We start from the raw sequence: 23303 nt of genomic DNA on the forward strand, positions 1-23303 counted from the left end.
GAAGTGGGTCAGAGACCGAGGGCCCGGGCGATCTCGGTGCGCAGGGCCGAGATCGCCGCCTGGGCGCGCCGGCGGGCCGCCGGTACGTCGCCGTCGGTGACCGGCTCCACCACCTCCAGGTACGCCTTGAGCTTCGGCTCGGTGCCGCTGGGGCGGATCACCACCCGGGCGGCGTCGGTGCGCAGGATCACCACGTCCGCCCCCGGGAGCAGGTCGGACGTCTCGGTGACCGGGTGCCCCAGCAGCTCCGTCGGCGTGGCGGCCCGGATCCGGGCCATCGCGTCGGTGATCACCCGCAGGTCGTCCACCCGGACCGAGAGCTGATCCGTGTGGTGCACCCCGAACTCGGCGGCCAACTCGTCCAGCCGGTCGGCGAGCGTGCGGCCCTGGGCCTTGAGGCCGGCGGCCAGCTCGGCGACGGTCAGCGCGGCGGTGATGCCGTCCTTGTCCCGCACGTGCTCCGGGGCGACGCAGTAGCCGAGCGCCTCCTCGTAGCCGAAGACCAGCGGCTGCGCCCCGCCCCCGGCCCGGACGATCCACTTGAACCCGGTCAGCGTCTCGTCGTACGGCAGCCCCCGGGCGGCGCACATCGCCCGCAGCAGGGACGACGACACGATGGTGGTGGCGTACAGGCCGGTGACGCCGCGCCGCATCAGGTGGTCGGCGAGCAGCGCGCCCACCTCGTCCCCGCGCAGCATCCGCCAGCCGCCCGCCCCGTCCGGCACGGCGACCGCGCAGCGGTCCGCGTCCGGGTCGTTGGCGATGGCCAGGTCCGCGCCGATCGCCCCGGCCAGCGCCACCAGCCGGTCCACCGCGCCCGGCTCCTCCGGGTTCGGGAAGCTGACCGTCGGGAAGGCCGGGTCCGGCTCGGCCTGCTCCGGCACCACGCCCGGCACGCCGAACCCGGCCCGGGCGAAGGCCGCCGTCAGCACCGTCGCCCCGACCCCGTGCAGCGGCGTGTACGCCACCTTGAGGTCCCGGGGACCGGTCGGGTCGACCACCTCGGCGGCCCGCTGCACGTACGCGGTGACCAGGTCGTCGCCGAGCACCTCGCCGGCCGGGCCGAGCGGCACCCGGGCCAGCGGGCCGACGGCCCGGATGGCGGCCTCGATGCCGGCGTCGGCCGGCGGCACGATCTGCGCGCCCGCGCCCAGTTCCCCGCCGAGCGAGGCGCCCAGGTAGACCTTGTAGCCGTTGTCCTGCGGCGGGTTGTGGCTGGCGGTGACCATCACGCCGGCCACCGCGCCGAGGTGGCGCACCGCGTACGCCAGCACCGGGGTGGGCAGCGGGCGGGGCAGCAGCAGCGCGGGCCGGCCGGCGCCGGTGGCGACCTGGGCGGTGCGCTCGGCGAAGGCCCGTGAGCCGTGCCGCGCGTCGTACCCGATGACCAGCGGGCCCTGCCCGCCCTGGTCGGCGAGCCAGCCGACCAGCCCGGCGGCGGCCCGGGTGACCACCGCCAGGTTCATCCCGTTGGGGCCGGCCCGCAGCGGGCCGCGCAGCCCGGCGGTGCCGAAGGTCAGCGGCCCGGCGAACCGGTCGGCCAGCTCGGGCCCGCTGCCGGGCAACCCGTCCAGCACGGCCCGCAGCTCGTCGCGGCTGGTCGGGTCGGGGTCGTCGTCGAGCCACCGCCGGGCCTGTTCGCGCAGTTCGTCAAGATCAGTGGTATCCGCCGCCATTGCCTCTTGATAGCACGGCGGCGGATCACCACGGTCCGTCGGCCTCGACTCAGCCGAGCTTGAACGAGTTCACCATCGTGTCGAAGATCGGCTTGCTGGCGGCGAAGTTGGCGTCGTTGGCGGTCAGGTAGAACGAGTAGACCTTGCCGTCCTGCACCACGCCCCGCCAGATGCCGTGCCGCTTGGTGGCACCGTCGCCGCAGGTGTACTCGAACTCGGCGGCCGGCTTGCCGTCGAGCGACGTGTTCTCCGTCATGGCGAGCTGCTCGTACGGCTTGGCGCAGGACTTGCTCCTGGTCCGCAGGTTCTTCGAGGCGAACTCGGCCCAGCTGACCGACGTGCCGTCCCACTCCTCGGCGAGGATGCGCACCTTGCGGCCGTCCTGCTGCGGGTCGACGAAGTCGACGAAGACCCCGCCGGTGTTCTTGTCCCAGCCCTTCGGCACCTGGAGGGTGACGCCCTTGACCGACTGCTCGTGCATCTCCACCGGCGGCGCGGCCTGGGCCGACCCGCCGGGCAGTGCGGTCACGATCGGCGCCGGCTGGTCGTCGCCACCGCTGGTCAGCGCGATGACGCCGATCAGCAGCAGCACCGCCACGCCACCGGCCAGCGCGAGCTGGAGCTTGCGCGGCCAGCCCTTCACCGTGCCGACGAGCCCGCCGAGGCCCTTGCCCCGGTCGCCGCCGGTGGCCGTCGGGGCGGCCGGACCGGCCCACGCCTGCCCGGTACCCGGCACCGACCACTGGCCGCCGCCGTAGACCGGTTGGGTGGCCTCGACGACCCGCCCGTAGACCGGCTGGGTGGTGTCCGGCTGGCCGGTGCTGATCCGCTGGGTCGCCGCCGCGAAACCGTCGCCGACGCGTTGGGTGGCGTCCGGGGCCGCGCCGGGCGCGATCCGCTGTGTGGCGTCCGGCGTGATCCGCTGGGTCGCCTCCGACGCGGGCATCGCGTCGGTGGGGGTGTGCAGCGGACCGGCCAGCGCGTCGGCGCTGGTCTCGTCGAGGGCGGCGGCACCGGCCGCCGCGGCCGGTCCGGGGCGCTCGCCCCGGCGCAGGGCCGCCAGCCGGTCGGTCAACGACTCGCCGGGGCCGATCATCGCCCGGCCGCCGATCTGCCCGGAGGGCTTCGGCTCCGGGGCTGGCGGCGGGGGCGCGGCCGGGCGCTGCACCGGCACCACCGCGTACGGGTCGGTGACCGAGTTGACCGCGGTGGCGGTGCTGGTCAGCGGGCCGGCGAGCAGCTCGCGCAGCATGCCCCGGGCGGTGTGCACGTCCAGCCGGCGGGCCGGATCCTTCTCCAGCAGGCCCATCAGCACCCCGGTCAGCGGGCCGCTGCGCTGGGGCGTGGCCGGCGGGTCCTCGACCACCGCGTGCATGGTCTCGATCGGGTCGCCCTTGTCGAACGGGGGCCGGCCCTCGACCGCGGTGTAGAGCGTCACGCCGAGCGAGAAGAGGTCGCTGGGCGGGCCGAAGTCCTGGCCCATGGCCCGCTCCGGCGAGATGAAGTGCGGTGAGCCGAGCACCATGCCGGGCGTGGTGAGCTGCACGTCGGTGGGCATCCGGGCGACGCCGAAGTCGGTCAGCACGCAGCGGCCGTCGGTGCAGATCAGCACGTTGGCCGGCTTGACGTCGCGGTGCAGCACGCCGATCGCGTGTGCCACCTCCAGCGCGCCGAGCAGGGCGATGCCGATCTTGGCGACCGCGCGGGGCGCGACCGGCCCGTCCTCGATCACCATGTCGGCGAGGCTGCGGGCGTCGAGCAGCTCCATCACGATCCACGGGCGACCACCCTCGGTCACCACGTCGTACACCTGGACCACCGCCGGGTGCTGGATCGCGGCGGCGGCGCGGGCCTCGCGCAGGGTGCGCTCGTACATCGCGTCGCGGTCGCTCGGGGCCAGGCCGGGCGGGAGGACGACCTCCTTGACCGCCACGTCCCGGCGGAGCAGGGTGTCTGTGGCACGCCAGACCGTCCCCATGCCGCCGTTGCCCACCGGCGAGCGCAGCGAGTAGCGACCACCGATGGTGGTGCCGGGTGCCGCGCGTCCAGCGGGGGGACTGACCGGTCCGCCGCTCCACGTCGGGATCTGAGTCACAGAAAAGCCACCGGGGGATATCGAGGGGGCTGGGACACAACCCCCCTATCTTGCTGGTTCCGACGGCCGATGCGAAACCCGACGCGGCGGACCTTTGCCTACTCGACCGTATGTTGCCGGGTACTCACTGGTCCGCGAACCCCTACCGGACCCCGGATGTGCCGAATCCCTCACCCGTCGATGTCCCAGCTCGTCCTACCATCCGGTGATGAGCGAAGCGCGGTCGAGCGAGTCGGGTTTCCCGATCAAGGGTGTCTACACGGCGGAGGATCTGCCCGGCGAGTTGCCGGAGCGGTCGGGCGCCCCCGGCGAGTTCCCGTACACCCGCGGGGTCTACCCGACGATGTACACCTCGCGTCCGTGGACCATGCGGCAGTACGCCGGCTTCGGCACCGCCACCGAGTCCAACGCGCGCTACCACCAGCTGCTGCGCGCCGGCACCATGGGTCTCTCCGTCGCCTTCGACCTGCCCACCCAGATGGGGTACGACTCCGACGACCCGATCGCGCACGGCGAGGTGGGCAAGGTCGGGGTCGCCATCGACTCCATCGAGGACATGCGGCTGCTCTTCGACGGCATCCCGCTGGACAAGGTCTCCACCTCGATGACCATCAACGCGCCCGGCTCGGTGCTGCTCCTGCTCTACCAGCTCGTCGCGGAGGAGTCCGGGGTGCCGGGGGCGGCGCTCAACGGCACCATCCAGAACGACATCCTCAAGGAGTACATCGCCCGGGGGACGTACATCTTCCCGCCGAAGCCGTCGCTGCGGCTGGTCGCCGACACCTTCGCGTACTGCCGCTCCGAGGTGCCGAAGTGGAACACCATCTCCATCTCCGGCTACCACATGGCGGAGGCCGGCGCGACGCCCGCGCAGGAGATCGCGTTCACGCTGGCCAACGGCGTCGAGTACGTCCGCGCCGCGCTCGCCGCCGGGCTGGCCGTGGACGACTTCGCGCCCCGGCTGTCGTTCTTCTTCGTCGCCCGCACCACGCTGCTGGAGGAGGTCGCCAAGTTCCGGGCGGCCCGGCGCATCTGGGCCCGCCTGATGCGCGACCAGTTCGGGGCGCGCAACCCGAAGTCGATGATGCTGCGGTTCCACACCCAGACCGCCGGCGTGCAGCTCACCGCCCAGCAGCCGGAGGTGAACCTGGTCCGGGTGGCGATCCAGGGCCTGGGCGCGGTGCTCGGCGGCACCCAGTCGCTGCACACCAACAGCTTCGACGAGGCCATCGCGCTGCCCACCGAGAAGGCGGCCCGGCTGGCGCTGCGCACCCAGCAGGTGCTGGCGTACGAGACGGACCTGACCGCGACGGTGGATCCGTTCGCCGGCTCGTACGTGGTGGAGGCGATGACCGCCGAGATCGAGGCGGCGGCGACCGAGCTGATGGAGCGGGTGGCGGACCACGGTTCGGCGGTGGACGCGATCGAGGCCGGCTTCCAGAAGCGGGAGATCGAGCAGTCCGCGTACCGGATCGCGCAGGAGATCGACTCCGGCGAGCGGGTGGTGGTGGGTCTCAACCGGTTCCGGATCGACGAGGAGGAGCCGTACGAGCCGCTGCGGGTGGACCCGGCGATCGAGGCGGCGCAGGGGGAGCGGCTGGCGAAGCTGCGGGCCGAGCGGGACTCCGGCGCGGTGGAGCGGGCCCTGGCCGAGCTGCGGGCCGCCGCCGAGGGGGACACGAACGTGCTCTACCCGATGAAGGAGGCGCTGCGCGCCCGGGCCACGGTCGGCGAGGTCTGCGGGACGCTGCGCGACGTGTGGGGGACGTACCGGCCGAGCGACCGCTTCTGACCTGCTGCGGCGACGGCCCGCGCCGGCACCTCCCCGGTGCCCGGCGCGGGCCGTCGCCGTCGTCGGGGGTACCCCCTGACCTGCGCGGACGCTCTCGTCACCGGGGCCACCGCGGGCGTACAGTCGATGTCTCGCCGGACGCGGCGTGGCGGTGCGGCCCACCGCGTGACGCGTGTGCGGATCCGCGATGCGGGTAACCCGAACGGGTGAACGGGGACGGACAGCCTGTGCGGTCGCCCGCCCGCCGTGCATGTCACCGTCGGGAGTCGTTCGACCGCCGGCCGTTGTCGCGCAATTGTCCGAGCGGCAGTTAATTGCCGCGACTAATGCGACAATTCGGAACGACGGACCGGCATTTAGTGGCCGTTGAATCGGTTACGCGTTGTAGGAGGTGTGGGACAGATGACGGCCTTCGACCCCGATCTACCTGCTGTCCCGCAGATATTCGAGCCCTCTCACCAGGGCATTCGTGACGCTGCGCGGTCCGACCGCTACGCGAAAGATGTTGCGCAGCGTCACCGGCGGAGGTCTAGGCTGTCTGCTGTTCTCCCCGATGATCCATCCATCTCTAGTGATCGAGAATTCGACGTGACGAGTGCGTTGACGCTGCCGTCGGGCAGTCCATTGGCGTCGTCCTGGCCGGAGTCGCCGGCCGGTTCCCAACCGCTGCCCGGCGAGCTGGACCACCTGCTCGCCCTCCGGGTACCGGGGCTGATCGCCACCCGCCGTCACATCCACTCCCACCCGGAGCTGTCGGGCGAGGAGTTCGAGACGGCCGCCCTGATCCACCGGGAGCTCTCGCTCGCCGGGCTGAACCCGCGGCTGCTGCCCAAGGGCAACGGCGTCATCTGCGACATCGACGGGCGGCCGGACGGGCCGGTGATCGCGCTGCGCGCCGACATCGACGCGCTGCCGCTGGCCGACCCGAAGGACGTGTCGTACCGGTCCACGGTCGACGGCGTCTGCCACGCCTGCGGCCACGACGTGCACACCACGGTGATGCTCGGCGTCGGCATGCTGCTCGCCCAGCTCGCCGACCAGGGGCAGCTCGACGGCCGGGTCCGGCTCATCTTCCAGCCGGCCGAGGAGATCCTGCCCTGCGGCTCGCTGGAGGTCATCGAGGCCGGCGGCCTGGACGACGTGGTGCAGATCTTCGCCGTGCACTGCGACCCGAACCTGCCGGTCGGCAAGGTCGGCCTGCGGGTCGGCCCGATCACCGCCGCCGCCGACAACGTCACCGTCCGGCTCACCGGCCCCGGCGGGCACACCGCCCGCCCGCACCTGACCGTCGACCTGGTCGACGCGCTCGGCCGGCTGGTCACCGAGGTGCCCACGCTGGTCAGCCGCCGGGTGCCGGCCAACAGCGGGCTGCTGCTGGTGTTCGGCCACGCCTCGGCCGGCACCCGGTACAACGTCATCCCGTCCGAGGCCTGCGCCGCCGGCACCCTGCGGGTGATGGACCGCGACACCTGGGACCAGGCCCCGAAGATCGTGGCTCAGGTGGTCCGGGACGTGATCGCCCCGACCGGGGCCACCGTCGACCTGGAGTACCTGCGCGGCCGGCCACCGGTGACCAACGACGCCCGGGCCATCGGCGTGCTCACCGCCGCCACCGCCGCCGCGCTCGGTCCCGAGGGGATCGCGGAGACCCCGCAGAGCATGGGCGGCGAGGACTTCTCCTGGTACCTGGAGCACGTGCCGGGTGCGCTCGCCCGCCTCGGCGTCGGCCGCAACGGGCCCAACGTGGACCTGCACCGGGCCTCGTTCGACGTGGACGAGCGCGCCATCGCCGTCGGCGTACGCCTCATGGTGCAGACCGCGTTGCGGGCACTGGCGGCGGCCCGCTAGGCAGCGGACCCACCGGACCGGTCGGGCCCGGCACCCTCGGGGCCGGGCCGGCCGGCGGACCGCGCCGGGCCCGGCGCCGCCGCAGCGCCCGCACCAGCAGCACCGTCGGCACGCCGATCACCACGGCGAACGGCAGCAGCGCGCCCAGCACGGTGAGCGCCACGAAGAACACGTCGACGAAGACCTTCCAGCCGCCCTTCAGGCCGACCAGGAAGCCCAGGTCCGTCCCCTCGTCGGCGGTGCTGACGTCCGGACCGACGAAGGTCACCGTCACGGTGGAGAGCGCGGTCAGGTCGGCGAGCCGGCGCTTCTTCGCCTCCAGCGACGCCAGGTCGGCCTCCCGGCGGCCCACCTCGTTCTCCAACGTCACCAGGTCACTGATCGAGGTGGCCCGGGCCAGCAGCCTGCGCGCGCTGTCCACCCGGGCCTTCTGGGTGGCGATCCGGGCGTCCAGGTCGACGGTCTGCTCGGTGACGTCCTCGGTCCGGATCTCCCGCCGCTGCTGCCGGCCGAGCCCGACCAGTTCGTCGACGAACCCGGCGAACCGGTCCGCCGGCACCCGCAGGGTCAGTTCGGCCCGCGCGTCGGCCGACGCGCTGCTGCGCCGGTCGCCACCGACGAAACCGCCGGCCGCCCTCACCCGGTCGGTCGCCTCGCGCGCCGCCCGGTCCACGTCGGCCACCTGGACCTGGATCGTTCCGGTGTAGATGATCGACCGCTGGTCGACCCGCAGGTCGGTGCCGCCCGCGCCGCCCGCCGCCGGGGCCGCCTGCTCCGGCGCGCCGGCCGCGCCCGCGTCGGCCCGGCCGCCCGCGTCCGCGGCCGGCCGGGACTCCGATCCGCTGTCCCCGCCCGCACTGCACGCCCCCGCGCCCAACAGCGCGGCGAGTCCCGCCGCCACCAGTGCCACCCGTCTGCCGCGTACGCTCATGTCCCCGCTCCGCTCGTCGACGACCCCGCTCCGGGATCGATCTCTCCGACGTGACGCGCCACCGCGCCGGTTCCGGCAGACTGCGACGAGGACATCACGATTCGATAATCGAGGAGTCACGATGCAGGTCACCAAGTACGCCCACTCCTGCCTCCGGGTGGAACACGACGGCGGGGTGCTCGTCGTCGATCCCGGTGTCTACAGCGAACCGGAGGCGCTGGACGGGGCGGACGCGGTGCTGATCACCCACGAGCACCCGGACCACGTGAACGTCGAGGCGCTCACCCGGGCGCTGGACCGGCGGCCGTTCCCCGTGCACGGCCCGGCCTCGCTCGCCGACGTCCTCGGCCCGGCGGCCGACGCGCTGACGCCGGTCGAGCCGGGTGCGGAGTTCACCGCTGCCGGCGTGCCGGTGCGGGCGTACGGCGGGCGGCACGCCGTGATCCACCCCGACATCCCGGTCATCCCGAACCTGGGCTACCTGCTGAACGAGGTCGTCTACCACCCGGGCGACTCGCTGGTCGTCCCGGAGGACGTCCGGGTGGACACCCTCTTCGCGCCGATCCACGCGCCCTGGTCGAAGTTCTCCGAGGTGCTCGACTTCATCCGGGCGGTCGCCCCGCGCCGAGCCTTCGCGCTGCACGACGGGCTGCTCAACGCCAACGGCTTCGGCGTCCTCGACCGGCAGTACACCGCCATGTCCGAGACCGACTACCGCCGCCTCGAACCCGGCACCCGGATCGACGCCTGAGGCGATGCCCGGCCCGTCCCCGGACCTGGTCCAGCGGCTCTACGCGACGCCGCCGGACCGCTTCGTCGCGGCCCGGGACGCGGCGGTGGCCGAGGCCCGCCGGGCCGGCGACCCGAAGGCCGCCCGGGAGATCGCCCGGTTGCGCCGGCCCACCGTGGCCGCCTGGCTGGTCAACCTGCTGGCCATCCGCCGCCCGGAACTGGTCGCCGACCTGGCCCGGCTCGCCGAGTCACTGCGGTCCGCGCAACGCGAGCTGCGCGGCGCCAAGCTGCGCGAGCTCTCCGCGCAGCGCCGGGCCGTGGTCGGCGCCCTGGTCACCGAGGTACGCAAGCTGGCCGCCGCCGAACCGGCCGCCCCGTCGGCCGGGAAACTGCCGCTGGCCGAGGTGGAGGCGACCCTCAACGCCGCCCTCTCCGACACCGGGGTGGCCGCGCAGATCCGGGCGGGGCGGCTGCTGCGCTCCGTGCACTACGCGGGGTTCGGCGAGGTGCCCCGGCCGCAGCTGCGCCTGGTCACCGGGGGCGGTGAGGAGGAACCGCCCGCGCCCGGGCCGGTCGAGGAGACCCGGCGTACCCGCGACGAGCGGGCCGCCGAGCGGGCGGCGCGGGCCGAGCGGGCGAAACGCCGCCGTGCCCTGGAACGCGAGCTGGCGAAGGCCCGCGACGACCGGGACCGGGCCGAACGCGAGCTGGCCGACGCCACCCGCGCCGAGCAGGACGGCGCCGCCGACCTGGACCGGATCGAGGCGGAGCTGGCCGAGCTGGAACGCCGGCGCGCCGCCGCCGAGCAGGAGCTGAGCCGGGCCCGGCTGGCCCGGCGGGGCGCGGAGCGTACGGTCACCGCCGCCCGGCGGCGCACCGGTGAGGTGGAGGGCGCGCTGGAGGCGCTCGACGCCGAAGAGGGGGATGCCGCAGAGGGTGGTCATTAGGCAGACTGTCCGTGATGGACGCACATCGTCGACGGACGGCGGGCCGATGACCCCGGAACAGGTCGCCGCCGCCAGCAAGCCGCTGGTCCTCGAACTGGGCGAGGCGTTCGGCCGCTGCCCGTCGACGCTGCGCCGGGCGCGCCTGCTCGGCATCTCCGGCTGGGCCTTCTACATCACCGGGCGGGCCGGCGCGCTCGGCGACGTACGGGCCGGGACGGTGGCCGCCGCGCTGGGCTTCATCGCCCCCGACGCGGTCGCCGACGGCTGGGACGCCGCCGCGCGTACCGTCCGGCCGCTGGACGTGGCCGCCGCGAACCTGGCCGAGTGCTGCCGGTGGGGGGCGGACCGGCTGGGCGACGCCCCGGAGGCGGTCCGCCTGGCCGGGCTGCTGGAACGCGCGGCCGCCGCGGCCGAGGCCAGCGGGATGCCGCTCTTCGCCGCCTGGCGGGCCATGCCGGTGCCGGACCACTCCCCGGGGGCCCGGGTGGCGGTCGCGCTGCTGCTGCTGCGCGAGCACTTCGCCGGGGCGTACCTGCTGGCGGTCCGGGCCGCCGGGATGACCCCGCTGGAGGCGGTGCTGGCCGGCCCGGAGGGTGAGGCGGGGGCTGCTGCCTGCGGCTGGTCGCCCCCGTACCCGCCGGTGGGGCCGTTGGTGCGACGCCGGCTCTGGGCCGAGGCGGTGACCGACCGGCTCGCCTCGGCGGCGTTCCGGGCGCTCGACCCCGGCGAGGGCGCGGAGCTGCTCAACCTGCTCACCGCCGCCCGCCTGCACCTGCGCGGCGGCTGACCGCCGCCCGGGCGGGTTGCCGGCCGCGGCGGCGGGCGTGGGGGTTCGTTCGCGGCCCGACGCGTGCGGGGAGGGAGGCGGCCCGGCTCGTTCGCGGCCCGGCCCGGGCGGGCGGAAAATCAGCGGCGGGACCGCCGGGTCGGCTGCCAGGATCTGCGGCGTGACCCTTCCCGCCGGCTGGACCGCCCGCCGTCCGACGCTCGACGACGTACCGGCGATCCTGGCGGTGGTGCACGCCGCCGACACCTTCGCGGTCGGGTACCCGGACTTCGACGCCGACGACGTGCGGGACGCGCTGACCGCCCCCTTCGTCGAGATGGCCCGCGACTCCTGGCTGGTCACCGACCCGGACGGGGTGGCGGCCGGCTGGACGATCCTGAGCAACCCCACCGGGGTGGGCCGGGAGTTCCTGGAGGTCTACGTCGACCCGGAGCGCGGCGCCGGCCTGCGGGCCCCGCTGCTGGCCCGGCTGCTCGACCGGGTCGGCGAGCGGGCCGCCGAACGCGGCCTGCCGGCGCTGACCGCCCGGACCGCCGTCTTCGCCCCGGAGACCCGCTGGGCGGGGGAGCTGACCGAGGCCGGCTTCACCCGGGTCAAGCGGTACGTCCGGATGACGCGCTCGCTGGCCGACCTGCCGGCCGAGCCGTCGCTGCCGGACGGCGTGACCGTCCGGCCGGTCCGGCCCGACGACGAGGCGGACCTGCGCGAGTTCCACCGGATCTTCGACACCGCCTTCCGGGACACCCCGGACCACGAGCCGCTCGACTTCGCGGCGTGGCGGGACCTGCTCCCGGCCTCCGGCAAGGTCTGGGACGAGTGGTTCCTCGCCGAGGTGGACGGCGCGCCGGCCGGCGCGCTCCAGTCCTCCGACCAGGCGGTCGACCAGGGGGCCGGTTGGGTGCGCACGCTCTCCGTGCTGCCCGCGTACCGGCGGCGCGGGGTGGGGGCGGCGCTGCTGCGGCGGGCCTTCGCGACCTACGCGGCGAAGGGCCGTACCGCCGCCGGGCTCGGCGTCGACCTGGCCAACCCGACCGTCCCGGTCACCCTCTACCGCTCCGTCGGGCTGCGCGAGGAGCGCTGGACCGACATGTACGAGCGGACCGTACCCGCCGCGGGTGTGTGATAGGCGACCCGTCAAGGGCCCGCCCACCGGTCGGGAAACCGGCCGGAGCAGACTGGTGGGGTGGGATACGCGCTACGCGGACGCGGTGCCGGTGGGGCGGGACCGCAGCTCGGTGACGTAGTCGTCCGGCGCGCCCGCCTTCTCGGCCGCGTTCGCGATCTCCGACAGGTACCACGACGTCGGCAGGCCACCCTCGTACCCGTCGAAGACGTACACCCAGGCGGTCACGTCCCCGTCGAGCGTCGACACGCGGACGGTGAGCTTCCGGTACGTCCCGGCGGTCACCCCCTCGATCTCGTCGAGCTGGGCGGCGTCGTACGGGTGGATGTCGTAGAGGGCCACGAAGACCCGGTCGCCCGGGGACTCGACCACGGTGCTGACCGAGCCCTCCCAGCCGATGACGTCCTCGCCCGCGAAGGTGAGCCGCCACCCCTCCAGCCAGCCGGTGCCCACCATCGGCGAATGCGGGCAGTAGGCGCGCATGCGGGCCGGGTCCAGGTTTGAGCCGTAAGCGGCGTAGAGACGCACGGCGATGACGATAGCCCGGCCGGTGGGTGGGGGAGAATACGACGGTGCGTGTCGAGCGCGACGGGGAGAAGAAAGTCACTGTGAGCATTGGTCGGGGGCGGGCGCGGTGAGCGCGAGGAGTGCGGCGGAGCGGAGCCCCGCAGTCGCGAACGAGAGGATGGCCCTGTGAGCCAGATCGTGATCATCGGCGGGGGGCCGGCCGGGTACGAGGCGGCCCTGGTCGCCGCCCAGTTGGACGCTGATGTGACCGTGGTCGAGGCGGAGGGGGCCGGCGGCGCCTGCGTGCTCTCCGACTGCGTGCCGTCGAAGACCTTCATCGCCAGCTCGCAGGTGGTCACCGGCTACCGGGACACCGAGGAGTTCGGGGTGCACTCCGACGGGCTGGAGGCGGTCACCGTCGACGCCGGAACGGTGCACGAGCGGGTGAAGCGGCTCGCCCTGGCCCAGTCCGCCGACATCCACGGCAAGCTGGTCAAGGCCGGCGTCGAGTTCGTCGCCGGCACCGCCCGGCTGGGCGAGGACACCCTCGGCCACACCCACCGGGTGCTGGTCACCCCGGCCGACGGCGGCGACCGGTACGACATCGCCGCCTCCACCGTGCTGATCGCCACCGGCGCCACCCCGCGTCAGCTCCCCACCGCCCTGCCGGACGGCGAGCGCATCCTCACCTGGCGGCAGGTGTACGACCTGCCGGAGCTGCCCGAGCACCTGATCGTGGTCGGCTCCGGCGTGACCGGCGCCGAGTTCGCCAGCGCGTACCTGGCCATGGGCGTGGCGGTCACCCTGGTCTCCAGCCGGGACCGGGTGATGCCGCACGAGGACGCCGACGCGGCCATGGCGATCGAGCGGGTGTTCCGTACCCGGGGCATGACCATTCTCAACAACTCCCGCGCCGAGGCGGTCCGCCGGATCGGCGACGGCGTCGAGGTGGTGCTCGCCGACGGCCGGGTGGTGGTCGGCTCGCACGCGCTGATCGCGGTCGGCTCGATCCCCAACACCGCCGACCTGGGGCTCGCCGAGTACGGCGTCGAGCTGGCCCGGGGCGGCTACGTGACCGTCGACCGGGTGTCCCGGACCAACGTCCCCGGCATCTACGCCGCCGGCGACTGCACCGGGGTGCTGCCGCTGGCCAGCGTCGCCGCGATGCAGGGCCGGATCGCGATGTGGCACGCGCTCGGCGAGGCGGTCCGGCCGCTGCGGTTGCGTACCGTCGCGGCGAACGTCTTCACCGACCCGGAGCTGGCCACCGTCGGCGTGTCGCAGGACGAGGTGGACGCCGGCAAGGTCCCGGCCCGCCAGGTGATGCTGCCGCTCTCCGGCAACGCCCGGGCGAAGATGGACGACCTGGCCGACGGCTTCGTCAAGCTCTTCTGCCGGCCGGCCAGCGGCCAGGTGGTCGGTGGCGTGGTGGTCGCCCCCAAGGCCAGCGAGCTGATCCTGCCGATCACCATGGCGGTGGAGAACAACCTGACCGTCAACGAGCTGGCCCAGACGATCACGATCTACCCGTCGCTCTCCGGGTCGATCACCGAGGCCGCCCGCCAGTTGATGCTGCACGAGCTGGAGTGATCCGGCCGCCGGGCCGCCCCCGTGGTGCGGCCCGGCGTCGGTCGGTCAGCGGAACGCGTCGGCGTGGTCGGCGACCCATTGGGCGTACGTCCGGGCGTGGTGACCGGGCAGCCGGGCGACGGTGTCGGTGACCTGCTCGGGCGTCTCGACGAAGGCGGCCCAGCCGGCGAGCGCGGCGTCGGCGAAGGCCGGGTCGCCGAAGGCGGCGGAGAGCAGCTCCCGGGCCTGCGGGAGCGGCAGCTCCGACCAGCGCAGCTCGCGACCGAGCACCCGACCGATGGTGCGGACCTGCTCCTCCTGGGTCAGCGTCTCCGGGCCGCTGAGCAGGTGACGCTGCCCGGCGTGACCGTCCGAGGTCAGGGCGGCCACCGCCACCTCGGCGAGGTCCCGTTCGTGGATCAGCGACCGGGCCGCCGCCGCGTACGGCCAGCTCACCACGTCACCGGCACGGAACTGATCCGCCCACAGCAGGGTGTTCGCCGCGAAGCCGACCGGGCGCAGGAACGTCCACGCCGCGCCGGACGCCTCGACCGCCCGTTCCACCAGTCCCCAGAACGTGTCCGGCCGGTCCGCGCCGGGCGCGGAGAGGTAGACGATCCGGGGCACCCGGGCGGCGATCGTCCGGGCCACCTCGGGGGCGGTCGTCCGGGCCACCGCCGGGTCGGTGAACGGCCAGATCAGGAAGACCGCGTCGACCCCGTCGAGGTGCGGCGCGAGCGTCGCCGGGTCGGCGAGGTCCCCGGCCACCACCTCGACCTCGGCGGGCAGCCCGGCGCGGGCCGGGTCGCGGCTCAGCGCCCGGACCTTCTCGCCCCGCGCGGTCAGGGTCGACACGACCTCCCGACCGACCGTGCCGGTCGCCCCCGTCACCAGGATCATCTGCGCCTCCTCGGCTCAGCGGGCCGCCGTCGACCCGCTGAGCACGACGGTAGGAGTTGAAGTGTGCTTGAGGTCAATCCCCGGCGGCCGCGGGTCGGCCCGGCGCGCCACGGCCGCCGCGACCACCGCGAGCAGGGCCACCTCTGCCAGGATGAGCAGCCGCTCGGCGAGGCCGAGCAGCATCCGGTCCCCCGGGTACGCGGACCAGAGCATCGCCCCGGCCAACAGCAGACCGGTCAGCGCCAGCGTCCGCAGCCGCCCGGCGACCCGTCCGCCGAGCGGGCCGGCGAGCAGCCAGCCAGCGGCCGGGAGGGCCAGGAAGGCGACCACCGAGGCGTACCGGTGCAGGTAGGCAGCGGTGCCCAGGGCCGTGCCGGGTTCGTTGGTCGGCACCACGGCGGCGGCCAGCAGGCCGGCGGCCCAGGCCGCCAGCAGCGCCCGCGCGGGCCGTTGCGCACCGGCCCGGCGCAGCGCCGGCAGCAGTACGAGAGTGGCCGCGGCGAGCAGCACCATCGCCGCGTCGATGACGCCGCCCCGGTCCGAGACGGCGAAGTCGCTGACGGTCAGCGACCAGGGGTTCAGGTCCTCGTTCACGTCGAGATGACCGAGCACGGCGAGCACCGCCGCCAGGGCGATCCCGCCGAGGGCCAGCAGGCCGCTCTTCCGGTTTCCGGGCATGCCCCAGCCTGTCGCCGGAACCACCCGAAACGGATCCGGGCCGCCCACCCATGTCGACCCCGGGGTCATCCCCTACCGCGGTGCGACCTCAGCCTGACGCCGCCGAGTCCGCACCCGCCGCCTCCGGGTCCCCGGTGTCGCCGGCGTCGTCGACGACGGCCAGCATCTGCTCCCGCATCTCTGCGCGCCGAGCGACCCGAGCCGGATCGTCCCAGGTGGGGTCGATCCGCTGGTTGGCGTTCTCCCGGTCGTCCGCAGTCATCGTGGGGCCTCCTCGGCGGGTCGGTTGCTCGGGTCAGTCGACGGTGACCTTGACGCGGGGCTCAGCAGGGCGGGGGGTGTGGCGGGCGCTGATGGCGGTCATCGCCCAGCCGGCACCGGCGAAGCCGGCCGCAGCCGCCGCGCCGATCACCGCGAGTCGCCACGCCGACTCGGTCAGCGCGGTGCCGCCCAGGTGGCCGACGAGCGTGCCGTAACTCGCCCAGCCCAGGGCCGCGGCGGCCTCGTAGAGCAGGAAGAGGCGGTACGGGTAGCGGCTGCGCCCGGCCGAGAAGCAGGCGGCCATCCGGCCCCCGGGTACGAACCGGCAGAGCAGGATCACCAGCGGCCCCGGCTCGCGCAGCCCCCGGGTGACCCGGGCGGCGGCCCGGCGGGCCCGTCCGGGGGCGGCGTGCCGGCCGGCCTCCCGCCGGTCCGGGGCGCGCCGGCCCAGCAGGTAGCAGGCGAGGTCGCCGGCGAAGACGCCGACCGCGCCGACCGCGATGGTGAGCGGGAGGCTGAGTCCGCCGTAAACGGTCAGCGCGCCGCTGGTGATCATGACGATCTGGGTCGGCACCACCGGCACGAACGCGTCGGCGGCGAGCAGCGCCATCAGGGCCAGGTACGCCCACATCGGCGACGCGACGTCAGTGATGAGTTCGGGCACGACCGCCACCTCGCCGGATTTCCCCGTTGGACCGTACCGAGCCTGCCCCCGTGGCGGGGATCACCGGGGACGGCCCCGGCCGGTGGTGACCGCCGACACGACCGGGCCTTCCATGGACAACGAGCCGGCCGGGCCGGACGTGACCCGTCGCCGGTGTGTCGCCGGACACCGGACAGGGCGGCGGATCGACGATCGGCGGCGTACCGTTGACGGGACGCGAATCCGTGGACGTCGGGTCCCCCGTTCCTGACGGCCGGATCGCGGCGGGTCGCCGGCCGGTCCCGAGCCGGCGACCCGCACCCACTCCCACAAATCCGGGTGCGCGAGGAGATCCGTCGCGCGTACCGTCACCGCATGCGCAGCGCGGAGGTGACCACGACGCCGGGAATCCCCGGCGCGCCGCACTGACGTAACCGTCGACGAGGCCCCGGGGCGAACCGCCCCGGGGCCTCGCGGCGTTCCGGGCCAGCTCGCCTCCGGGTCGTACCGGATCAAGGAGAGCGACATGATCGACCACCGCAGGCTCGGCCGGGAGCTGGAGCTGTTCGTCTCCGACCCGCTCGCGGGCGCCGGGCTGCCGATCTGGTTGCCGGCCGGCGCCGCCGCCCGGCACGCCGTCGAGGAGTACGTGCGGGACCTGGAGCGCCGCGCCGGCTACCGGCACGTCTACTCCCCACCGCTGGGCAAACGGGAGCTGTTCGAGCTCTCCGGGCATCTCGGCTACTTCGCCGACGACATGTTCCCGCCGATGCGGCTGAGCGCCGACGACGAGTTCGTGCTCCGCCCGGCGCTCTGCCCGCACCACGCGCTGGTGTTCCGGGCCCGGGGCCGCTCCTACCGGGAGCTGCCGTTGCGGGTCGCCGAGATCGGCGGCATGTACCGGGCGGAACGCTCCGGCGTGCTGGGTGGGCTGTCCCGGGTCCGTGCCATCTCGCTGAACGACTCGCACAACTTCTGCGCCCTGGAGCAGGTCGGCGACGAGGTACGGGAGATCCTGCGGCTGATCCGCGAGGCGCACGCGGCGCTCGGCGTCCGGCCGGCCGGGTTCCGGCTGTCGCTGCGCGGGCCGGGGGAGAAGTACGTCGGCGACGACGCCCAGTGGGCGCGGGCCGAGGAACTGCTGCGTGCCGCGCTCGACGGGGTCGACTTCGTCGAGGCGCCCGGTGAGGCGGCCTTCTACGGCCCGAAGATCGACATCCAGATCGTCGACGCGGCCGGCCGGGAGTCGACCATCTCCACCGTCCAGCTCGACTTCGACAAGCCGGAGCGGTTCGACCTGTCGTACACCGACGCGGACGGCGGTCGGAAGCGGCCGGTGATGGTGCACCGGAGCCTGGTCGGCAGCATGGAACGGCTCTTCGCGTACCTGATCGAGGTGCACGGGGGCGCCTTCCCCGCCTGGTACGCCCCGGTGCAGCTGGTGCTGCTGCCGGTCGACGCCGAACAGGCCGGGGCGGCCGGTGAACTGGCCCGCCGGGCCGGGGACGCCGGGCTGCGGGTCGAGGTCGACCACGCCGGCTCGCTGGGTGCCCGGATCCGCGACGCGGCCCGCCGCAAGGTGCCGTACGTCGGGGTGCTCGGCGCGCGGGAGGTCGCCGAGGGGTCGCTCTCGCTGCGGCTGCGCGACGGCCTGGGGCTCGACCCGAGGCCGGCGGCCGACGCGCTGGGGCTGATCGAGGCGGTGGTCGCCGCCCGCTCGGCCGAGCTGCTCCCGCCCGGCTGACCGCGCCGGGCGGTCGTCGTCCCGTCGTCCGGTCACCGGCGCGCCGGCCGCGTCGCTCCCGGGCTGTCGTGAGCCGGTCGCGGCAGGTCGCGGTCCCACCGTTCGGGGGGACCGTGACCTGCCGCGGCGCGCGCCGCCGGTGGCCGGGGACACGCTCAGTTCCCGGCCGGCGCGACGGCCGGGCGGGGCCCGGCGGGGCCGACCCCCGGCACCGGGGGGATCTCGTCGGTGAGCACCGCGCCGGCGAACTGCGAGCGGTAGAGCCGGGCGTACGCGCCGTTCGCGGCGAGCAGTTCGTCGTGGCTGCCCTGCTCCACGATCCGGCCCCGCTCCATCATCAGGATCAGGTCGGCGTCGCGGATGGTGGAGAGCCGGTGCGCGATGACGAAGCTGGTCCGGTCCGAGCGCAGCGCCGCCATCGCCCGCTGGAGCAGCACCTCGGTCCGGGTGTCCACCGAGCTGGTCGCCTCGTCCAGGATCAGCAGCGACGGCTCGGCGAGGAAGGCGCGGGCGATGGTGATGAGCTGCTTCTCGCCGGCGCTGACGTTGCTGCCCTCCTCGTCGATCACCGTGTCGTAGCCGTCCGGGAGGCTGCGCACGAAGCGGTCCACGAAGGTGGCCCGGGCCGCGGCCAGGATCTCCTCCTCGGTGGCGTCCGGCCGGCCGTACGCGATGTTGTCCCGGATGGTGCCGCCGAAGAGCCAGGTGTCCTGGAGCACCATGCCGATCCGGCCGCGCAGCTCGTCGCGGCGCATCGTGGTGATGTCCACCCCGTCGAGGGTGATCCGGCCCGCGTCCAGCTCGTAGAAGCGCATGATCAGGTTGACCAGGGTGGTCTTGCCGGCCCCGGTCGGGCCGACGATGGCCACGGTGTGCCCGGGCTCGGCGACCAGCGAGAGGTCGTCGATCAGGGGCTGCTCCGGCAGGTACCGGAACGAGACGTGTGCGAACTCGACGCGGCCGTGCGGGTCGGCGACCCGGGCCGGCCGCGCCGGCTCCGCGCTCTGCTCCTCGGCGTCGAGGACCGCGAAGACCCGCTCGGCCGAGGCCACCCCGGACTGGAGCAGGTTGGCCATCGAGGCGACCTGGGTGAGCGGCTGGGTGAACTGGCGCGAGTACTGGATGAACGCCTGCACGTCACCGAGGCTCATCGAGCCCGAGGCCACCCGCAGGCCGCCGACCACCGCGATCGCCACGTAGCTGAGGTTCCCGATGAAGAACATCGCCGGCATGATGATCCCGGAGATGAACTGCGCGCCGAAGCTGGCCCGGAACAGCTCCTCGTTCTTGGCGTGGAAGGCGGCCTCCACCTCCTTCTGCCGGCCGAAGACCTTGACCAGCTCGTGGCCGGTGTACGCCTCCTCGATCTGGCCGTTCAGCTCGCCGGTGTGCGTCCACTGGGCGATGAACCGGCCCTGGGACCGCTTGGCGATCCGGCTGGTGACCAGCACCGACAGCGGCACCGCCACCAGGGCGACCAGCGCCAGCAGCGGCGAGATCCAGAACATCATCGCCAGTACGCCGACCACGGTCAGCAGCGCGGTGAGCAGTTGGCTCAGCGTCTGCTGGAGGGTCTGCGCGATGTTGTCGATGTCGTTGGTGACCCGGCTCAGCAGCTCACCGCGGGGCTGGCGGTCGAAGTAGGGCAGCGGCAGCCGGTTGAGCTTCTCCTCCACCTCGGCGCGCAGCCGCAGCACGGTCCGCTGCACGACGCCGTTGAGCAGCCAGCCCTGCGCCCACATCAGCAGGCTCGCGCCCACGTAGAGGGCCAGGGCCAGGGCGAGCACCCGGCCCAGCCGGGTGAAGTCGATGCCGACGCCCGGCACCACCTGCATCCGGGCCAGCATGTCGGCGAAGTTGTCGTTGCCCGCCGCGCGGGCGCCCGCCACCACCTGGTCGACGCTGCTGCCGGCGGGCAGCTGCCGGCCGATCACGCCGCTGAAGATGATGTCGGTGGCGTGGCCGAGCACCTTCGGCCCGGTCACGCTCAGCCCGACGCTGAGCAGCGCCAGCCCGAGCACCCCGGCCAGCGGCAGCCGGTGCGGCCGGAGCCGGCCCAGCAGTCGGCGGGCCGAGGGGCCGAAGTTCATCGCCTTCTCGGCGGGCATGCCCATGTTCATGTGCGGTGGGCCGCCGCGCCGGCCGCCGGGGGGCAGCCGCTTCGGCGTCGCCTTCTCCTCGACGGCGGTCGCGCCGCCGGGCCGGTCGGTGTGCCCGCTCATGCCGGCACCTCCTCGGTCTGCTGGGACGCCACGATCTCGGCGTACGTGGGGCAGCTGTCGAGCAGGTCGTCGTGTCGTCCCATCCCGACGACTCCTCCGTCCTCGAGCACGATGATCTGGTCGGCGTCGACGATCGTGGAGACCCGCTGGGCCACGATCACCACCGCCGCGTCCGCGGTGACCGGCTTCAGCGCGGCCCGCAGCCGGGCGTCGGTGCCGAGGTCGAGCGCGGAGAACGAGTCGTCGAACAGGTAGATCTCCGGCTTGCGGACCAGCGCGCGGGCGATCGCCAGCCGTTGCCGCTGGCCGCCGGAGACGTTCGTGCCACCCTGCGCGATCGGGGCGTCCAGGCCGCCGGCCATCTCGGCCACGAAGTCGCGGGCCTGGGCGATCTCCAGGGCCGCCCAGAGGTCGGCGTCGGTGGCGTCCGGGTTGCCGTACCGCAGGTTGCTGGCGACCGTGCCGGTGAACAGGTACGGCCGCTGCGGCACCAGCCCGATCCGCCGCCACAGCTCCTCCGGGGCCAGCTCGCGGACGTCCACCCCGTCGACCAGCACCGTGCCGGCGGTCGGGTCGACCAACCGGGGGATCAGGCTGAGCAGGGTGGTCTTGCCGGCGCCGGTGGAGCCGATGATCGCGGTGGTGCGGCCGGGCGTGGCGCGGAACGAGATGTCGTGCAGCACCGGGGCGCTGGCGCCCGGGTACTGGAAGCCGACCCCGCGCAGCTCCAGCTCACCGTGCCCGGTCACCTCGGTCACCGGCCGTTCGGCCGGCACCACCGAGGAGTCGGTGTCGAGCACCTCCACGATGCGCTCGGCGCAGACCGCCGCCCGGGGCACCATCATCAGCATGAAGGTGGCCATCATGACCGCCATCAGGATCTGCATCAGGTACTGGAGGAAGGCGGTCAGCGCGCCGATCTCGATCTGCCCCGAGTCGACCCGGCCGGCGCCGAACCAGAGCACCGCGACGCTGGAGACGTTCAGCACCAGCATCACCAGCGGGAAGATCATCGCCTGGAGCCGGCCGATCCGCAGCGCGGTCGCGGTCAGGTCGGCGTTGGCCACCCCGAAGCGGTCGGTCTCGTACGGCTCCCGGACGAAGGCCCGGACCACCCGGATGCCGGTGATCTGCTCGCGCAGCACCCGGTTGACCGTGTCGATCCGGTCCTGCATCAGCCGGAAGCCGGGCACCATCCGGCGGGTGAGCAGGCCCAGCAGGACCGCCAGCACCGGCACGCTGACCAGCAGCAGCCAGGAGAGCCCGACGTCCTCGCGGAGCGCCATCACCACGCCGCCGACGCTCATGATCGGCGCGGCGACCAGCATGGTGCAGCTGAGCAGCACGAGCATCTGCACCTGCTGCACGTCGTTGGTGTTGCGGGTGATCAGCGAGGGGGCCCCGAACCGGGCGACCTCGCGGGCGGAGAAGCGGTTGACCTGGCCGAAGATCGCGCCGCGCAGGTCCCGGCCGAAGCCCATCGCGGTCTTCGCGCCGAAGTAGACGGCGGCGATCGAGCAGGCGATCTGGAGCAGGCTGACCAGCAGCATCCAGCCGCCGGTGCGCAGGATCCGGCCGGTATCGCCGACCGCGACGCCCTTGTCGATGATGTCGGCGTTGAGGCTGGGCAGGTAGAGCGAGGCCAGCGTGCCGACGAACTGGAAGGCCACCACGGCGGCCAGCAGTTTCCGGTACGGGCGCAGCTGGGTGCGGAGCAGGCGGATCAGCACGGACGGCTCCCCGGTGTCGTCTCGGTGTCGGGCTCGCTGTCTCGGTTCAACCGGCGGGGGTCCCCGTCGGACATGGTCGTGATGACCTCGGTGAGGAACTGCCGGATGATCTCCCGCTTGGCCGGGTCGGCGTCGACCGAGGTGAGCGGGCGGTCGCTGTGCATCAGGTCGACGATGTCGTCGGCGTGTGCGCGACCCTTGTCGGTCAGGGTGAGCTGCACGCTGCGGCGGTCCTGGGGGTCCCGCTGGCGGGAGACGAAGCCGTCGCGTTCGAGGGTGTCGACGATCCCGGTGAGGGTAGCGGGGCGGACGAAGCAGCGCTCGGCCATTTCCCGGTGGGTGCTGTCGCCGGCCCGGGCCAGGATCATCAGCACGCGCATGCCGGCCGAGGTGAGCCCGTGGTGCTCGGCCAGGTAGCGACCCCAGTGCTGTTCGACGACGTGACCCGCGATGGAGACCAGCCGGCCGAGCGGCGCGTGACGCATGGCGTCGGAGAAGGTGACGAGGGGACCCATGGCGAAGAGATTAGCGCCCAGATCGTCAGGGACCAAACTAATTTCCGGAATCCGACTCCGGGGTGTCGCTCAGGGGCGGCGGGGCGGGGTCGGGTCGTCCGGGGCGGTGGCGATGTAGTCGCGCATCACCTCGGCCACCTCGCGCAGGAACACCGTGGTCGCCTCGGCCTGCTCCGGGGTCAACCGGGCGACCGCCCGCTCGACGCCGGTCAGCATCGGTCGCAGCGCCGCCAGCACCTCGGTCACCGCGTGCTCGGTGACCTGGAGCGAGAGTCGGCGGCGGTCGTGCGGGTGCGGCGTCCGCTCCACGTGCCCGGCCTGCACCAGCCGGTCGACCAGCGTGGTGGCCGAGGCCGAGCGGATGCCGAGGCGGTTGCCCAGCTCCACCGGGCCGAGCGGTTCGGCGCTGGAGACCAGGTGGTCGATGGCGGCGGCATCGGTGGCCCCGATGCCGAGCCGGCGGGCGAGTGCCGAGCGGGTGTCCCCGGCCACCCGCAGCACCTCGCGCAGCGCGCGGGCGGCCTCGCTGGTCGCGGGCGTGGCGCTCGGCTCGAGCGGCGCTCCGGTTGACGGCACCCCCTCCATGGGTAAAAGCTAGCATCT

General features: G+C 74.0%; 19 protein-coding genes and 1 pseudogene. 8 read left to right on the forward strand and 12 right to left on the reverse strand.

The genetic code is table 11. The features are described 5' to 3' along the window. Positions 1 to 8 precede the first annotated feature (8 nt). Positions 9 to 1676: a phospho-sugar mutase gene (locus GA0070611_RS26435; RefSeq protein WP_091670021.1), complete on the reverse strand. Its 1668-nt coding sequence runs from the start codon at positions 1674 to 1676 to the stop codon at positions 9 to 11. A 49-nt stretch (positions 1677 to 1725) separates the two neighbouring features. After that, positions 1726 to 3771 carry a serine/threonine-protein kinase gene (locus GA0070611_RS26440; RefSeq protein WP_091670023.1) on the reverse strand — a complete coding sequence of 682 codons (2046 nt, stop codon included), beginning with the start codon at positions 3769 to 3771 and terminating at the stop codon, positions 1726 to 1728. Between the two features lie 208 nt (positions 3772 to 3979). Between GA0070611_RS26440 and GA0070611_RS26445 the strand changes: the two genes are divergently transcribed. Beyond that, on the forward strand, positions 3980 to 5563 hold the full coding sequence (locus tag GA0070611_RS26445) for an acyl-CoA mutase large subunit family protein (RefSeq protein ID WP_091670027.1): 1584 nt from the start codon (positions 3980 to 3982) through the stop codon (positions 5561 to 5563). A 588-nt stretch (positions 5564 to 6151) separates the two neighbouring features. Beyond that, on the forward strand, positions 6152 to 7411 hold the full coding sequence (locus GA0070611_RS26450; protein WP_091670030.1) for an amidohydrolase: 1260 nt from the start codon (positions 6152 to 6154) through the stop codon (positions 7409 to 7411). Here GA0070611_RS26450 and GA0070611_RS26455 read toward each other — a convergent pair. Further along, positions 7368 to 8342 (reverse strand): DUF4349 domain-containing protein, encoded by a 975-nt coding sequence (locus tag GA0070611_RS26455; RefSeq protein ID WP_091670033.1) that lies wholly within the window; start codon positions 8340 to 8342, stop codon positions 7368 to 7370. The two genes, GA0070611_RS26450 and GA0070611_RS26455, sit on opposite strands and share 44 nt — an antisense overlap. Before the next feature lie 121 nt (positions 8343 to 8463). Between GA0070611_RS26455 and GA0070611_RS26460 the strand changes: the two genes are divergently transcribed. From GA0070611_RS26460 to GA0070611_RS26475, 4 genes are all read left to right on the forward strand, one after another. Continuing rightward, complete coding sequence (locus GA0070611_RS26460; protein WP_091670036.1) at positions 8464 to 9093, forward strand: MBL fold metallo-hydrolase; 630 nt, start codon at positions 8464 to 8466, stop codon at positions 9091 to 9093. A gap of 4 nt (positions 9094 to 9097) precedes the next feature. Next, positions 9098 to 10021 carry a hypothetical protein gene (locus GA0070611_RS26465; protein ID WP_091670039.1) on the forward strand — a complete coding sequence of 308 codons (924 nt, stop codon included), beginning with the start codon at positions 9098 to 9100 and terminating at the stop codon, positions 10019 to 10021. A gap of 46 nt (positions 10022 to 10067) precedes the next feature. Continuing rightward, a complete protein-coding gene (locus GA0070611_RS26470; protein ID WP_091670043.1) occupies positions 10068 to 10808 on the forward strand; it encodes an SCO6745 family protein in 741 nt (246 codons plus the stop codon). A gap of 160 nt (positions 10809 to 10968) precedes the next feature. Then, a complete protein-coding gene (locus tag GA0070611_RS26475) occupies positions 10969 to 11931 on the forward strand; it encodes a GNAT family N-acetyltransferase (protein WP_091670047.1) in 963 nt (320 codons plus the stop codon). Positions 11932 to 12003: 72 nt separating this feature from the next. On the opposite strand, the gene GA0070611_RS26480 is transcribed toward GA0070611_RS26475, so the two are convergent. Then, complete coding sequence (locus GA0070611_RS26480) at positions 12004 to 12459, reverse strand: gamma-glutamylcyclotransferase (protein ID WP_091670050.1); 456 nt, start codon at positions 12457 to 12459, stop codon at positions 12004 to 12006. Between the two features lie 165 nt (positions 12460 to 12624). On the opposite strand from GA0070611_RS26480, the gene GA0070611_RS26485 reads away from it, so the two are divergent. Then, positions 12625 to 14028, forward strand: a complete 1404-nt coding sequence (locus GA0070611_RS26485) for an NAD(P)H-quinone dehydrogenase (RefSeq protein WP_091670053.1) — start codon at positions 12625 to 12627, stop codon at positions 14026 to 14028. A 45-nt stretch (positions 14029 to 14073) separates the two neighbouring features. On the opposite strand, the gene GA0070611_RS26490 is transcribed toward GA0070611_RS26485, so the two are convergent. The 4 genes from GA0070611_RS26490 to GA0070611_RS26500 form a co-directional block, all read right to left on the reverse strand. Then, the gene (locus tag GA0070611_RS26490) at positions 14074 to 14907 is read right to left on the reverse strand and encodes an SDR family oxidoreductase (RefSeq protein ID WP_091670057.1); all 834 of its coding nucleotides are present in this window, start codon (positions 14905 to 14907) and stop codon (positions 14074 to 14076) included. A gap of 15 nt (positions 14908 to 14922) precedes the next feature. Next, on the reverse strand, positions 14923 to 15585 hold the full coding sequence (locus GA0070611_RS26495) for a DUF998 domain-containing protein (protein ID WP_091670060.1): 663 nt from the start codon (positions 15583 to 15585) through the stop codon (positions 14923 to 14925). Between the two features lie 88 nt (positions 15586 to 15673). Beyond that, on the reverse strand, positions 15674 to 15847 hold the full coding sequence (locus tag GA0070611_RS31190) for a hypothetical protein (RefSeq protein WP_157740390.1): 174 nt from the start codon (positions 15845 to 15847) through the stop codon (positions 15674 to 15676). A gap of 33 nt (positions 15848 to 15880) precedes the next feature. Then, positions 15881 to 16510 (reverse strand): DedA family protein, encoded by a 630-nt coding sequence (locus GA0070611_RS26500; RefSeq protein WP_091673476.1) that lies wholly within the window; start codon positions 16508 to 16510, stop codon positions 15881 to 15883. A 484-nt stretch (positions 16511 to 16994) separates the two neighbouring features. Here GA0070611_RS26500 and thrS point away from each other — a divergent pair. Next, positions 16995 to 18233 (forward strand): annotated as a pseudogene (gene thrS / locus GA0070611_RS26505) (threonine--tRNA ligase); the annotation flags it as partial. Positions 18234 to 18388: 155 nt separating this feature from the next. Here the strand turns inward: thrS and GA0070611_RS26510 are convergent. The 4 genes from GA0070611_RS26510 to GA0070611_RS26525 all read right to left on the reverse strand — a co-directional run bounded on the left by GA0070611_RS26510 (position 18389) and on the right by GA0070611_RS26525 (position 23285). After that, on the reverse strand, positions 18389 to 20455 hold the full coding sequence (locus GA0070611_RS26510) for an ABC transporter ATP-binding protein (RefSeq protein ID WP_157740391.1): 2067 nt from the start codon (positions 20453 to 20455) through the stop codon (positions 18389 to 18391). Next, positions 20452 to 22185 (reverse strand): ABC transporter ATP-binding protein, encoded by a 1734-nt coding sequence (locus GA0070611_RS26515; protein WP_091670067.1) that lies wholly within the window; start codon positions 22183 to 22185, stop codon positions 20452 to 20454. Before GA0070611_RS26515 ends, GA0070611_RS26510 begins: the two co-directional genes overlap by 4 nt. Next, a complete protein-coding gene (locus GA0070611_RS26520; protein WP_091670072.1) occupies positions 22179 to 22700 on the reverse strand; it encodes a MarR family winged helix-turn-helix transcriptional regulator in 522 nt (173 codons plus the stop codon). Before GA0070611_RS26520 ends, GA0070611_RS26515 begins: the two co-directional genes overlap by 7 nt. A gap of 69 nt (positions 22701 to 22769) precedes the next feature. Then, positions 22770 to 23285 (reverse strand): MarR family winged helix-turn-helix transcriptional regulator, encoded by a 516-nt coding sequence (locus tag GA0070611_RS26525; RefSeq protein WP_091670076.1) that lies wholly within the window; start codon positions 23283 to 23285, stop codon positions 22770 to 22772. Between the last annotated feature and the right edge of the window lie 18 nt (positions 23286 to 23303).

Origin of the sequence: Micromonospora auratinigra (assembly GCF_900089595.1) — a bacterium.
Lineage (GTDB): Bacteria > Actinomycetota > Actinomycetes > Mycobacteriales > Micromonosporaceae > Micromonospora > Micromonospora auratinigra.

Excerpts from the sequence above, each read along its gene's own strand:
- GA0070611_RS26435 (WP_091670021.1), bottom strand. The coding sequence starts at position 1,676 with ATGGCGGCGGATACCACTGATCTTGACGAACTGCGCGAACAGGCCCGG.
- GA0070611_RS26445 (WP_091670027.1), top strand. The coding sequence starts at position 3,980 with ATGAGCGAAGCGCGGTCGAGCGAGTCGGGTTTCCCGATCAAGGGTGTC.
- GA0070611_RS26455 (WP_091670033.1), bottom strand. The coding sequence starts at position 8,342 with ATGAGCGTACGCGGCAGACGGGTGGCACTGGTGGCGGCGGGACTCGCC.
- GA0070611_RS26460 (WP_091670036.1), top strand. The coding sequence starts at position 8,464 with ATGCAGGTCACCAAGTACGCCCACTCCTGCCTCCGGGTGGAACACGAC.
- GA0070611_RS26465 (WP_091670039.1), top strand. The coding sequence starts at position 9,098 with ATGCCCGGCCCGTCCCCGGACCTGGTCCAGCGGCTCTACGCGACGCCG.
- GA0070611_RS26470 (WP_091670043.1), top strand. The coding sequence starts at position 10,068 with ATGACCCCGGAACAGGTCGCCGCCGCCAGCAAGCCGCTGGTCCTCGAA.
- GA0070611_RS26490 (WP_091670057.1), bottom strand. The coding sequence starts at position 14,907 with ATGATCCTGGTGACGGGGGCGACCGGCACGGTCGGTCGGGAGGTCGTG.
- GA0070611_RS26495 (WP_091670060.1), bottom strand. The coding sequence starts at position 15,585 with ATGCCCGGAAACCGGAAGAGCGGCCTGCTGGCCCTCGGCGGGATCGCC.
- GA0070611_RS31190 (WP_157740390.1), bottom strand. The coding sequence starts at position 15,847 with ATGACTGCGGACGACCGGGAGAACGCCAACCAGCGGATCGACCCCACC.
- GA0070611_RS26510 (WP_157740391.1), bottom strand. The coding sequence starts at position 20,455 with ATGAGCGGGCACACCGACCGGCCCGGCGGCGCGACCGCCGTCGAGGAG.
- GA0070611_RS26520 (WP_091670072.1), bottom strand. The coding sequence starts at position 22,700 with ATGGGTCCCCTCGTCACCTTCTCCGACGCCATGCGTCACGCGCCGCTC.
- GA0070611_RS26525 (WP_091670076.1), bottom strand. The coding sequence starts at position 23,285 with ATGGAGGGGGTGCCGTCAACCGGAGCGCCGCTCGAGCCGAGCGCCACG.